At 71.7% G+C, this 12,347-nt stretch carries 12 protein-coding genes; 4 read left to right on the plus strand and 8 right to left on the minus strand.

What is annotated here, in order from left to right:
- Positions 1 to 17: 17 nt before the first annotated feature.
- Complete coding sequence (locus ABXJ52_RS35795) at positions 18 to 803, plus strand: alpha/beta fold hydrolase (RefSeq protein WP_367048118.1); 786 nt, start codon at positions 18 to 20, stop codon at positions 801 to 803.
- A gap of 27 nt (positions 804 to 830) precedes the next feature.
- Here the strand turns inward: ABXJ52_RS35795 and ABXJ52_RS35800 are convergent, their stop codons facing one another.
- Entirely contained in the window at positions 831 to 1,685 is an 855-nt protein-coding gene (locus tag ABXJ52_RS35800; protein ID WP_367048120.1) for an alpha/beta fold hydrolase, read from the minus strand.
- A 131-nt stretch (positions 1,686 to 1,816) separates the two neighbouring features.
- Between ABXJ52_RS35800 and ABXJ52_RS35805 the strand changes: the two genes are divergently transcribed.
- Together ABXJ52_RS35805 and ABXJ52_RS35810 are read left to right on the plus strand one after the other, a co-directional pair.
- A complete protein-coding gene (locus ABXJ52_RS35805) occupies positions 1,817 to 2,434 on the plus strand; it encodes a hypothetical protein (protein WP_367048122.1) in 618 nt (205 codons plus the stop codon).
- 47 nt (positions 2,435 to 2,481) lie between these two features.
- Positions 2,482 to 2,826 (plus strand): VOC family protein, encoded by a 345-nt coding sequence (locus tag ABXJ52_RS35810; protein WP_367048124.1) that lies wholly within the window; start codon positions 2,482 to 2,484, stop codon positions 2,824 to 2,826.
- Here ABXJ52_RS35810 and ABXJ52_RS35815 read toward each other — a convergent pair.
- Both ABXJ52_RS35815 and ABXJ52_RS35820 read right to left on the minus strand, forming a co-directional pair.
- Positions 2,772 to 4,349, minus strand: coding sequence for a hypothetical protein (locus ABXJ52_RS35815; RefSeq protein ID WP_367048125.1), 1,578 nt, complete (start codon positions 4,347 to 4,349; stop codon positions 2,772 to 2,774). The two genes, ABXJ52_RS35810 and ABXJ52_RS35815, sit on opposite strands and share 55 nt — an antisense overlap.
- Positions 4,342 to 5,535, minus strand: a complete 1,194-nt coding sequence (locus ABXJ52_RS35820; protein ID WP_367048127.1) for an FAD-dependent monooxygenase — start codon at positions 5,533 to 5,535, stop codon at positions 4,342 to 4,344. The genes ABXJ52_RS35815 and ABXJ52_RS35820 overlap by 8 nt, the downstream gene beginning before the upstream one ends.
- Before the next feature lie 320 nt (positions 5,536 to 5,855).
- Here ABXJ52_RS35820 and ABXJ52_RS35825 point away from each other — a divergent pair, with 320 nt between their 5' ends.
- A complete protein-coding gene (locus ABXJ52_RS35825; RefSeq protein ID WP_367048130.1) occupies positions 5,856 to 6,200 on the plus strand; it encodes an STAS domain-containing protein in 345 nt (114 codons plus the stop codon).
- Positions 6,201 to 6,225: 25 nt separating this feature from the next.
- On the opposite strand, the gene ABXJ52_RS35830 is transcribed toward ABXJ52_RS35825, so the two are convergent.
- The 5 genes from ABXJ52_RS35830 to cydD form a co-directional block, all read right to left on the minus strand.
- Positions 6,226 to 7,287 (minus strand): DNA topoisomerase IB, encoded by a 1,062-nt coding sequence (locus tag ABXJ52_RS35830; protein ID WP_367048132.1) that lies wholly within the window; start codon positions 7,285 to 7,287, stop codon positions 6,226 to 6,228.
- Positions 7,288 to 7,350: 63 nt separating this feature from the next.
- Positions 7,351 to 7,659, minus strand: coding sequence for a hypothetical protein (locus tag ABXJ52_RS35835; protein WP_367048134.1), 309 nt, complete (start codon positions 7,657 to 7,659; stop codon positions 7,351 to 7,353).
- Between the two features lie 13 nt (positions 7,660 to 7,672).
- Positions 7,673 to 8,653, minus strand: a complete 981-nt coding sequence (locus ABXJ52_RS35840; protein WP_367048136.1) for an alpha/beta fold hydrolase — start codon at positions 8,651 to 8,653, stop codon at positions 7,673 to 7,675.
- Between the two features lie 146 nt (positions 8,654 to 8,799).
- Positions 8,800 to 10,512 carry a thiol reductant ABC exporter subunit CydC gene (gene cydC, locus ABXJ52_RS35845; RefSeq protein ID WP_367048138.1) on the minus strand — a complete coding sequence of 571 codons (1,713 nt, stop codon included), beginning with the start codon at positions 10,510 to 10,512 and terminating at the stop codon, positions 8,800 to 8,802.
- On the minus strand, positions 10,509 to 12,299 hold the full coding sequence (cydD, locus tag ABXJ52_RS35850; RefSeq protein ID WP_367048140.1) for a thiol reductant ABC exporter subunit CydD: 1,791 nt from the start codon (positions 12,297 to 12,299) through the stop codon (positions 10,509 to 10,511). Before cydD ends, cydC begins: the two co-directional genes overlap by 4 nt.
- Positions 12,300 to 12,347: the final 48 nt, after the last annotated feature.

The following is a 12,347-nucleotide window of genomic DNA, read 5'->3' on the forward strand; positions in this document are numbered from 1 at the left end:
GAAGGGGGAGTCCGCGTATGACCGCGTTACATGTGACGGTGTGGGACGAGACCGGCGGTGAGGCAGCACCTGCGGTCTTCGCGCACAACATTTTCACGTGGGGCAGTGACGAGGCGTACGGGTTCGCCGCCCAGCGGCCGCTGTCCGACCGTAATCGCCTGCTCCTGGTGGATCGCCGCGGCTACGGCCGAAGCCCCGACACCGACCGGAGCGACTTCGACACCGACGCCGACGACCTGGTGCAACTCCTTGAACAGCAGGACGCGGGCGCGCACTTGGTCGGCCACGGCAACGGCGGCCTGGCAGCCATGCTCGCCGCCGGACGCCGTCCCGACCTCGTGCGTTCCCTGACGCTGATCCAGCCATCCGCGTTCTCGGCGGCGGCCGGGCACCCGGTCGTCAAGGCCATGCTGGACCGGGTGCACGACAGTGCCGGCCTGCCGGACTCGGTGACGCCGGAGCAGTACCTGCGCGCCTCCACCGAAGGCCTGGGCATGACCATGCCCGACCCCACCCCGCAGCGTCTTCGTGCCGTGGCCACCTCGATGCGCGAACGCCCGGTGTGGGAAGCAACCGTGCCCCTGGAGCCGTTGCGGGCCGCGCCCTGGCCGACGCTGGTGATCTGCGGAACCTGGCAGGACGCGCCGCAGACGTACCGCACGTACGCGGGTGAGCCGCTGATCGCCTGCGCCGAAGCGGTGGCGGACGCCGTCGGTGGCCGGCTGCTGCGTGTGGAGGGCTACTACCCGCACACCCAGCAACCGGCCACGGTCAACACTGCCTTGAGGAACCTGTGGGCTTGACCCGCGATGACGACGGAAGAGCGGCCGTCAGCGCTCGGCGAGGCCCGCGAGCAGCTGGGCGGCGGGCTTCGGGTGGACGAGCCAGCGCAGGTGGCTGCCCTCAAGGGTCCCGACGTCGAAGGTGTTGTCGGGGGTGAGCGCGTCGGCCTCGCGGATCATGCGGTCCTGCACGGCGAGCGGGACGCTCGCATCGTCCGTCAGGCGCACATAGGTCCTGGGAATGCGACCCCACGTGGCGGCCTGCGTCCGGTCGGCGGACGTGCCGACATCGAGGTTCTCGTCGGGCTGGAAGGTGTTCAGGAACGTCAGGAACTCCTCATCGGTGAGGTCGGCGGCGAAGGCCTGCTTCATAGCGGCGATCGTCTCCGGGGCGGCAGTCCGGAAGTTGACCCGGAGCAGGCCGAGTTCGGCGGGGTTCCCGACCAACGCCGACGCGAAGGCGGCCGGGTCGACACTCGCCATCTCCGGCTCGGCGTAGTAGTCGCTGACATCCAGGTCCACGGGGCACCAGGCGGAGACATAAGCGATACGGTCGATCAGCTCGGGGCGGGCATTGCCCACCTTGGTGATGGTGGCGCCGCCTCTGCTGTGGCCGACGAGGATCGTCGGCCCGTTCTGTTTCGCTCTCTCGAGGACCTCGATCACACGGGCGGCATTGTCGGCGAGGGTGACTCCCTTGATGGATCCGGGGACTCCGGCTAGCGCGTCGAGATCCTGCGGCGCCTGGTATGCGGCGGCGTAGGTCGCCTCGAACCCGTGCCCGGGAAGGTCGACCGCGACCGAACGGTGGCCGAGGAGACCGAGCTCTGCCTGCAGCGGCGCGAACGAGAACGAGTTCGCGAAGGCACCATGAACAAAAACGAATGTCGGCTGATTTTGCATGCCCGTAGCCTCCAACGAAAGGATCTTCGGAGCAAGCACGATTCGGCTGCTCCCGAGCCAACGCCCGTCCCGCGGCGCCACCTTGCTGAGCAGCGGTCGGGTACCCATTCGTCCCCGCTTAGCCTTTGCCCATGAGTGACGACACCTGGGACGCCCTGAACACGACTCCGATCGCGGAGATACGGCGACGCGCCGCGATCATCGACACCCTTGCCGAGGTCGAACCGGTGACGGTGGAGAGCGCGGAGAGGTTCGCCTGGAACGACAGTGGTGGGCAATCGGCCGTGTGGTACTTCACGCCGGACGGCCGAGCGATGTTGCTGACCTTCGACCACGAGTCGGAGCTGAACCTCTACGCCGAAAGCACCTACGCGGTGCAAGAATCGCTGTACGCCGGAGTCCCCGCGGACCTCGTCCAGCTGGTACGCAACCGCCCTGAGAACTACGAGTCCTTGAACCTGACCGATCCGGAGACCGATGAGACGATCCACTACGCCGGCGGCGTGTTCTGGTTCGACGGCACGCGGTGGCAGGCCGCCGAAGGGTTCCTGGCCCACTGTGACCGGGAGGGCCTGGACGCCATGACCGAGTCCGGATTCGGCTACTGCCTCGACGACTACCTTTTCGGCCAGGAGTTCACCGCGGAGAGCTTCGTCGCCTACCGGCAGGACGACGGCTGGTACGACACCCCCGCGGAGAAGGACGAGGCGCTGGCCGCTGCCCGGTCCGTCTTCACCAGGCACGGATGACGTGGCGGAGCGGCCCGCTGGGAGGCCGCCCTGCATAGCATGACCTCATGACCGTAGATCTGTTCGCGGGTATTCCCGTCCGCGACTACACCACGGCGGTGGCCTGGTACCAGCGACTGTTCGGCGGGCCGCCGGCCTTCCTGCCCAACGAGACCGAGGCGGTGTGGGAGCTCGGCGAACACCGGTACATGTTCATCGAGGTGCGGCCCGATCACGCCGGGCACGCCCTGCACACCGTCTTCGTCGAGGACCTGGACGCCCGCCTCTCCGGGATCGCCGACCGAGGTCTGAGACCGGACACACGCGAGACCTACGCCAACGGCGTCCGCAAGGCCACCTACCGTGATCCGGACGGCAACGAAATCGGATTCGGCGGCGGCCCGACGGCCTGACCGTCCCTCTCGGCGCAGAGGTAGGGGCGCGCGAGGAACAGGGCGGTGGCGGTCAGGATGATGCCGAAGTAGACCGGGGCGAGGTGGATGAGGTCGGTGTAGTGGATCGTGCCGTGCACCACCACGGCTGGTAGGAAGCCGGCGGCCGCCGCCGTGGCCAGAGTCCAGAAGACCCAGGCCTCGCCCCGCCGCCAGCCCCACGCGCTGAGCAGCACGATCGCCACCGCGGCGGACATGAGGGCGCCCCCGAAACCCGCACGGTCGTGGGCGAGGAACGGCACGAGCCGCGGATTGACGGCTTCCAGGGTGCGTGTGTCGGAGCCCAGGAAGGTCAGGTCCGTCGGGACGAAGACATCGGTCAGACCGACGACCGAGATCACCGCCCCGCCGACGAAGAGCCCCGCACCCGTGAGAATCATCAGCAGCTGGCCCACCAGGGCGCGTCGGCGCTCCGGCTCCGGGCCCTCCGGCGCCACGCGCCACCGTGCTGTGTGCGGCGCGCGGCGTACCGCCGCGACGAACATCGGGAACAGCACGAGGGCGGTGGCCGTGTGCAGCGGTTCCACGAAGCCGGTGGCCAGGAAGTAGAACAAGGTGGGGAAGCCGATCGCCCCCGAGAGCAGATACACCTCACGCGCCCAGGGCCAGCCGCTTCGGATTCCGCCCACGGCGAGGCCCGTGTAGAGCGCGCCGATGGCCACCATCGTGCCGGCCATGGTGATCCGGTCGTGCTGGAGGAAGTGCACGAGGTGGTGGTTGGCCGCGTGCAGTTCGTGCAGCGTCATGCCGAGGTAGTCGCGGTCGTACCAGAGCAGCACCGGTCCGAGCGTGATCGCCGCGGCGCCGAGTCCCGCGCCCGTCATACCGAGCCCGACGAGCAGCGCCCACCACCAGGCGGGCCAGCGCCGGGGATTGCGGCCGACGTCGCGCAGCGCCGGAGCGGGCACGGTGGGCGTCGCGGCCTCGGTGACCCGCGCGAACCAGCCGGGTCCCGCGGCCACCAGCACCGCGGGGCGGGCGAGGACGACGGTGCCCGGATCGTCGAGCGCGGTCGCGGCGGCGGACACCGACGCATCGCACACATGGACGACGTGGGGGTCGTCGCCGCTGGTGAATCCGTCGACATACGGCTTGAGGGCGGCCTCGGCCTCCGGGTCGCGGGCGCGGACGACCACCGGGACAGAGCGTCCTGCCGCGGCCTCGCGCACGGTCTCCGCATCAGCCGCCGAGACCGGCGCCACCTCTACGACCCCGGCCCCGAGCGGGGACATGGCGCGGACCGTGTCGCGGGCGAGCGAGGGCGGGACGGATATGCCGAGGCGGACGGTGACGGGCACACCTGCGATCTCACCGGCGAGCCGCTCCGGCGGATGGCGATGGCCGAACCCACGGGCGATCAACCGCGCGCCGGCGGGACGGGATCCGACCGAGGCCAGCAGCCGCAGGGCGGTGCGCTGCGAACGGCGCAGGCCGAGTACGGCAGCGGCGGCGCCACGCAGCGGCTGATACGTCCAGTCAGGCATCAGTGGCCGCCGTCCCCGCCGCGGGCACCTGGTCACCAGGCGCCGTCCAGCCGAGAACCGCCGTCATGGAACGCAGCGCCGCCCGCTCCGGCACCAGCCGGGCGGCCGCGTCGCGCAGCAGCACGGCGGGCGGCCAGGCCAGTTGGCCCACTGCGCCGAGCCGGGCGGAGCGGCGCGAGATCGCCCGGGTCCTCGGGCGGCGCAGCAGGTCGTACGAGCGGAGCGCGGCCGGCACGTCCGGGGTGCCGTCGAGACAGTGGGCCAGGGTGACCGCGTCCTCCAGGGCCTGGCACGCGCCCTGGCCGAGGTTCGGGGTCATGGCATGGGCCGCGTCACCCAGGAGCGCGACCCGGCCGCGGACGAAGGAGGGCAGCGGCGGCAGGTCGTACAGGTCGTGCCGGAGCACCGCGTCCGGGGGGACGGAGGCCAGCAGGGTGGGGATGGGCTCGGGCCAGTCCCCGAACCGGCGCAGCAGTTCGCCGTGTTGCGAGGTCCCGGAAGCCACCTCTGCCCCCGCCGGAAGCGAAGCGGTCGCGAAGCAGTACATCCGTCCGCCCGGAAGCGCCGTGTAGCCGAACCTCTCACCGCGACCCCAGGTGGCCGCACCCTCGGAGGGCGGCGCGGCCAGCGGCTCGGTGACCATGCGCCAGGCTGAGTACCCGGCGTACCGAGGGCCTGCCGCATCGGGCCAGAGCGCGCCGCGGACCGCGCTGCGCAGCCCGTCGGCGCCGACCACGAGGTCGGGTCGGGACTCGCCGCCGGGGTGTTCCACGACCGGGCCGTGGTCGTCGTCACGGACCGCGGACACCTCGCTGGCCGGCCGCAGACTGTCGGCGGGCAACGCCTCGGTGAGCGCCCGCAGCAGGTCCGCGCGGTGCAGGACCACCAGGGGGTGGCCGAAGCGGCGGGCCAGCTCCGCGTTGTCCGTACGGGACAGCCAGCGGCCACGCCGGTCGCGTACGCCGCCGGTGGCCTCGACGGCGCCGAGTGCCCGGACGGTGCGGTCCAGGCCGAGTACTTCGAGCGCCCGGAGCGCGTTCGGCCACAGGGAGATACCGGCGCCGATCTCGGTGAACTCGGGGGCCCGTTCGAGTACTTCGACTCGCCATCCCCGGCGGTGCAGGGCGATGGCCGCCGCGAGGCCGCCGATACCGCCGCCCACGATGGTCGCGGCGCGCTGCGCCATGGTTCCTCGCTCTGCGTTCGGGCGCCACCCCCGGTCAAGTGGCCGTCGATCCGGTGCCCGAACGGCAAGCGACTTGCACAAGTCCGCCTGAGCAGCGCCTTATGCCAACATGTCGACAGAGACCTGTCAACGCGACATCTCATGCCGGCCACTACGAGCGGGGTGCGACCACCCAGCCGCGAGGCCGCCCCCTTGACTCGACAGGGCCTGATTATCTCTTGGCCGAGTATGCGGAAATCTATGTTGGCCAGATTAGACATTGGGGCACGGTGGCAGTCACAATGAGCACGTGCCTGGACCCCGCACCTCTGGAGTTGCCCATGTCCGACAGCGTCAGCCGCCCCAAGTGCGTCGTGGAGCAGTACACGAGGAGGGGCAGTTGGGTCGTCGTCGTTCGGGGTGACCTCGACATGGATTCCGTGCCCTCCCTGCGCGAGGTGATGGAAAAAGCCGCAGCCGCACTCCCGGTGCTCGTCCTGGACGCGAGCGGGGTGACCTTCGCGGACTCCTCCGCATTGAATCTCTTGCTGCTCGTCCACCAGGCCAGCACGCTGCGCATCGTCGCCGCGCCCCAGATGCTGCGCATGCTGCGGCTGACCGGCGCCGACCAGATCCTCGACCTCTATCCGTCCTTGGAAGAGGCCTGCACGGTCGCGGCCGGATGAAGCCGGCGCTGACTGCAGTCGACTCTCAGGCCAGCAGCCGCAGCACCGCTTCCTCGATGGCCCCCTGCGTCGCCGGATGACCGAACGCGGCACTGTCGCCCAGCTGTTCAAGGGCGTCGGCTATCGTCCGGCCTTCGTCGAAGAGCTCGACGACCCGAGGGTTGATGTAGGAGGCGCGGCACACCGCTGGCGTGTTGCCCAGGTACCCACTGACCTCGCGGACGGCCCTGGCGACGGCCCTCTTGCGTGCGGCCCGGGACTCCCGGCCGACCCGCGCCGAGACGGCGAGGGCGACCGCCGCGAGGACGGTCGCGTGCCAGGTGCGGAAGTCCTTCGCGGTGATGTCTCGGCCCGCGCGATGACGCAGGTAGTCGTTGAGTTCGGCGGCGTCGAGCTCGTGCCAGGCCCCGCCCTGCCAGTAGGCGAACAGCCGTTGGCCCCCGCCGCCCCGGCGCAGCAGCGCGCGCAGGACACTGCAGGCGGGTGGATCGACCAGTGCGCGGGTCTGCGTCTTGGAGTACTTCGCCGGATACGTGAGTGTGACCTCCCCGGCCTGGCAGGACGCGTGCTCCTTGAGCAGGGTGGTGAGCCCGTACGTGCCGTTGTCCCGACGGTAGGAGTCGTTGCCGACGCGGAAGAAGCCGAGGTCGAGCAGGCGGACGGCACAGGCCAGGACGCGTTCGCGGCACAGACCACGGCGGCCGAGGTCCTCCGTCACCTGCGAGCGCACCTCGGGAAGTGCCCGCGCGACCTCCAGCACGTGGTCGTGCTTCGCCGTTTCCTGCCGCTCGCGGAACCGCGGGTGGTACAGATACTGGCGCCTGCCCGCGGCGTCGGTGCCCACGGCCTGCAGATGCCCGTTGGGCCACGGACAGATCCAAACGTCCCGCCAGGCCGGCGGGACGGCGAGCCGCCGCAGGCGCTCCTTCTCCTGCGGGTCGCTGATGGGGCGTCCCGATGCGTCCTTGTAGGCAAATCCACGCCCGCGACGGACCCGGGAGATCCCGGGTCCGTCGACGTGGCTCGTCCGCAGCCGCCGCTTGTCACGCATGTCCCAGGAGTGCCCCCGCAGCGCGGCCTCAGACATGGTCGTACGAGCGGCCAGGCACGGCGCGGGCCGGTGGGCTGATGTGCCGTCGGGGCCGACCGGCTACGGCCGGGGGTTCTCCCGACGCCACGAGGGCCGGCCCCCAGGCCCCGCACGCCCGGCGACTGAGGAGCATCGCGGGCACAGTCGCTGAACCCGGTCTGCCGACCCGCCGGACTCGGGGATGGCGTCCGTCCAGGGCACGTGCGGGAAGCGCGTGAGCTGGGACCGACTGAGGGAGAGCCCGCAGACGGTCTCGTTGCGGCCCGGCTGCCAGGCGTGTGCCTCACCGGCCGGCAGACGCCGCCGCCCCTCCTCCTCGTCGACCCACTGCCCAGACGCGGCCACCGCGTAGTTCGTCCGCCTGACCATGGTCACCGACCTCCTACGGCAGGGGCAGGAGCGGAGTGCGGCTCTTGCAGGTCCAGGTGGCGCGGTGGGCGGGGTCGAGGGCGTCCAGGGTCAGGTTGATCACGTTGGGGGAGTACAGGGTGTCGACGTGGCCGGACCTGTCGGTGGGACACACCTGTTGCAGCGTGATGTTGTCGACCGCTGCCGGGCGGTCGGCGGGGGAGGTGAGAAAGCCCGAGGTGTACGGGGTGACCATCTTGTCGTAGGCGGTGGCCACCACGGTGTAGTTGACGCCGGGCAAGGTGTCACCGCCCGCGTTGAGCCGCTTCAAGAACGCAGAGCCCACCATCTGCTGCCGCGACGACGGACCCACCACCACATCGGTCGCCGGGGCGACCGCCCTGACCAGGGTGTCGAGACCGTTCGCCGTCGTTCCGTGGTTGTCCGGGGCGAGCCCGATCAGCCGGTTCACCTTGGACGCACCCCCCTCGAACTTCAGGTACTGGCGCGGCATGAGACCGCCGAGGGAGTGCCCGACGATGTCCACCGTGCGGGCCCCGGTGGTGCGCAGTACGCGATTGACATAGGTGGCCAGTTCCCTGGCCGAGTCCTCGATGCGGCCGGTGCCCTTCGCTCCCAGGGCGTTGAGGGGACTGCCGTGGGCGCCGTAGTTGAGGGCGTAGACGCAGTAGCCGGCGTCGGCGAGCGCGGGGGCCATCGCGTTCCAGCTGTTGTAGGCGTTCATGGCCGTGCCGTGGACCAGCACGACCGGCCGGGGGTGGGCACGCAGGTCGGCGTCGGCCGGGCAAGGGCCGGCGGGGTCCCGCTGGGCCCCGGGTGGACTGGAGTTGGCGGTCGCGGGGGACAGCAGGGTGGACACCGAGGCCCCGAGCGCGGTGTCGTGGTGAGGCCGGGGTTCAGCGGGTGCGGTGCTCGCCGCGGCCGGCCAGGGCGAGCAGGCGAGTGCGGCAAGGGAACAGACAGCGGCGGCCGTGGCGGCGAAACGCGAACGCATGGCAGGGACCTCTCGGCAGGCGGGCTCGACCCGGCAGCCCTCGGAAAGGGAGCTTTGGGCATCCGCACCGACAACGCGGTGCGCGCGCCGCGGGTAATGGTGCGTCACCCGGGCGCACCACGGCCCCGTGGGACCCAGGCGCAGGCTCACCGTATGGCTGGTCGGATGTGGCCGTGATCGAGGGTGAGGATCTGGTCGGCGGTCGTGAGGCCCGCGTCGTCGTGAGTGATCAGCAGAGTCGTGCGGCCGTGGGTGGCGTGCAGGATGTCGGTGAGCACGGCAACGGCGGTGTCGGGATCCAGTCCTTCGGTGGGTTCGTCCAGGACGAGGACGGGCGGGTCGGCGAGCAGGGCTCGGGCCAACAGGAGGCGCCGGCGTTGGCCGCCGGACATGGCGGAGCCGTTCTCGCCGAGGAGGGTGTCCCAGCGGTCGGGGAGGGAGTCGATCCAGGTGAGGAGCTGGGCACTGCGCGCGGCTTCGCACAGCTCGGCATCGGTCGCGTCGGGGCGGGCCAGGAGGAGGTTGGCGCGGATGCTGGTGCGAAAGACGTGGGCGTCCTGGGTCATGCCGGTGATCGCGCGCCGGGCGTCGGTGCCCGCGCAGTCACGCAGCTCGCGTCCGCCGACACGGATGCTGCCGGACTCGTAGGGGACGAACCGCATGAGCGCCGCGATCAGCGTCGACTTGCCGGAACCGCTGGCACCCATGAGTACGGTCAGGCGACCGGGCGGCAGGCGCAGACTCACGCCGTCCAGGGCCGGAGGGGCATCGGGAAGGTGGCGTACGCGCAGGTCGGTGATCTCCACCCCGACCGGTGTCCGGGCGGTGAGTGCGACCGGAGCGGACGGGTCGGTGACGGGCGGCGGAGTGTCGAGGAGCTCGGTCAACCTGCGTGCGCTGACCCGCACTTCGGCGAGGTGGCGAGCCGCGGCGGGCAACGGCGTCAGGGCCTCGAAGGACACCAGCGCGAGGACCGCGAGGACGGTGAGCCGCACGGCGGGCAGTCCCCCCGCCGCATGGGCACGCAGCGCGAGCCAGGTCACCCCGACCGTGGCCGTCGCCTGGAGGAGCAGGACCGTGGCCGAGGCGAGCGAAGTGGTCCAGGCCGCCCGGCGTTCCAGAGCGGCGATGCGGGCGGAGGCGTGGCGCAACCGCCCGTGGGCCCGGCCCAGGGCTCCGTACGCGGCGAGGTCCGCCGCGCCCTGGGTCAAGTCAAGGGTGCACGCGCTGAGTTGGGCCCGCGCCGTCTTCTCCGCGCGGCTCGTACGGCGGGACAGTGTGAGCACCAGGGCGGGTACGAGGAGTCCCGCCACGGCGAGCAGCAGCCCCAGCAGGACGCCTGCCTGCGGCAGCAGCGCCGCGGCCATGGAGGTGGCGGCCGCGGCGACCGCGCAGGCGGCCGCCGCCGGGATCAGGACCCGTAGCAGGAGGTTCTGCGCGGCGTCGACGTCGTCGACCAGGCGGGTGAGCAGGTCGCCGTTGCGGAAGGCGGGGGTGCCCGCGGGGGCGAGGGGCACGAGGGCCTCGTACACCTGGGTGCGGAAGCCCGCGACGGCCCGCAGTACGCCGTCGTGGCCCAGCAGCCGGTCGATGTAGCGCAACGCCCCGCGCCCGAGGGCCAGGGCGCGGACGGCGACGATGGCCAGGCTGACCGAGGCGAGCGGAGGCTGTTCGGCGGCGCGGGTGATCAGCCAGGCGGCGGTGGCCATCAGCGCGGCGGACGCCAGCTCGCTGCCGGCCGAGGCGAGCGTGGCGGGCAGCAGTCGGCGCCAGTGCGGCAGGAGTTGGCGCAGGAGACGGAGGGTCGGGTGGGGTGTCCGTGCCGAGGGGAGGGTGGCTACACCAGGGTGGAGGGTCATCGGGCCATCAGGCCTTCCGCGGGGGCCGGTCGGGTCGGTGGGGTCGGTGGGGTCGGTGGGGTCGGTGGGGCAGGCTGGCCGGCCCGGCCCGGTCGGGGTGCTTGAGGCCGAGTGAGGCTGCCTGCTTCTACGGTGATGATCCGGTCGGCGTACGGCAGCAGACTCGTGCGGTGGGCGACCACGATCGCGGTCTTGCCGCGCATGAGGCGGACCGTGGCGCGCGTGACCATGGCCTCGCTCTCGGGGTCGAGATGAGCCGTCGGCTCGTCCAGGAGCAGTACGGGGGCGTCCTTGAGGAAGGCACGGGCCAGGGCGATCCGCTGACGCTGGCCCGCGGAGAGCCCGGCGCCGTGCTCGCCGAGCAGGGTGTCGTAGGCCTGGGGCAGTTCCTCGATGAAGTGACCGGCGTAGGCAGCATGTGCCGCTCGGCGCACCTCCGCGTCGTCGGCCTCGGGGCGTGCCAGACGGATGTTGTCCGCGACGGTGGCTGCGAACAAGTGCGGGCGCTGCGGCACCCACGCCACCTGCGTGCGCCACGCGTCGGCGTCGAGGTCGGCGAGGTCGGTCGCGCCGAACGAGACGCGTCCCGAAGAGGGGAGCGTGAAGCCGAGGAGGAGCGCGAGGAGTGTGGACTTGCCCGCGCCGCTCGGTCCGACCAGGGCGATGTGTTCGCCGGGGCGCACGGAGAGGGACACGTCACGGAGGGCGGGGGCCGCACGGCCCGGGTACTGGACCGTGACATTCTCCAGGCACAGGTGCCCCTCGCGGGCGTCGGACACCGGGGCGGCGGCGCCCACGGTGGACGGGCCCCGAGCCACGGAGGGGGCGGCGGAGTCGTCGTCACAGCCGTCGAGGACGGCGAAGACCCGCTCGGCCACCGCGATGCCCTCGGCGCTGTCGTGGAAGGCCGCACCCGCCGCGCGCAGCGGCAGGTAGGCCTCGGGGGCCAGGAACAGCACGACCAAGGCCGTACGCAGGTCCAACTCGCCACCGAGCAGCCGTAGTCCGACCGGCACCGCCACCAGCGCCACGGACAGGGTCGCGACCGTCTCCAGGACGAAGGAGGACAGGAACGCCACGCGCAGTGTGCGCATGGTGGCCCGCCGGTGGGCGTCCGCCATCTCGTGCACCACACGCGCCTGTTGCTTCTCCTGCCCGAACGCGCGCAGCGTCGGCAGCCCCGCCACCACATCGAGGAAGTGGCCGCCGAGCCGGGCGAGCAACTGCCATTGCCGGGCAGTGCGCATGACGGTGTGGGCGCCGACCAGCGCACCGAACACGGGGATCAGCGGCAGCGTCACGACGATGATCAGAGCGGAGGTCCAGTCCGTCCACGCCAGCCACCCGATGACCGCCAGGGGCACCACCGCCGTGGCCGTCATCGAGGGCAAGTAGCCCACGACGTACGCGTCCAGGGCGTCGAGGCCGCGGGTGAGCAGCGTGGCCGTCTCGCCGTGGCGCCCGGCCGTGAGCCGCAGCGGGCCGGTGTGCCGCAGCCGGCCGGTGATCCTTTCGCGCAGCGCGAGTTTGGTGTCGGCGGCGGCGCGTTGCGCGAGAACTCCGCGAGCCCAGGCGAGCAGCGCGCGCAGTGCCATGACGCTGCCCAGCGCTGCCGACGGTGCGACGCGGAAAGGGCGCCCGGCGAAACCGTCCGCGAGGACCGCCGCGAGCAGGGCCGCCTGGACGATGGTGAGCCCGGCAGCCAGGAGCGCGAGGGCCGTGGAACATGTCATGTGCCGCCGCAGCACCGGGAGTTCCCGCATCAGGCGGCGCTCTACGGGCTTCATCCTGGGGTCCCTCGTTCCTCTCGTCTTCCGTCTCTTCGCTCTCCGAGG

The sequence above is a fragment of the Streptomyces sp. Je 1-332 genome (assembly GCF_040730185.1).
Taxonomy (GTDB): Bacteria; Actinomycetota; Actinomycetes; order Streptomycetales; family Streptomycetaceae; genus Streptomyces.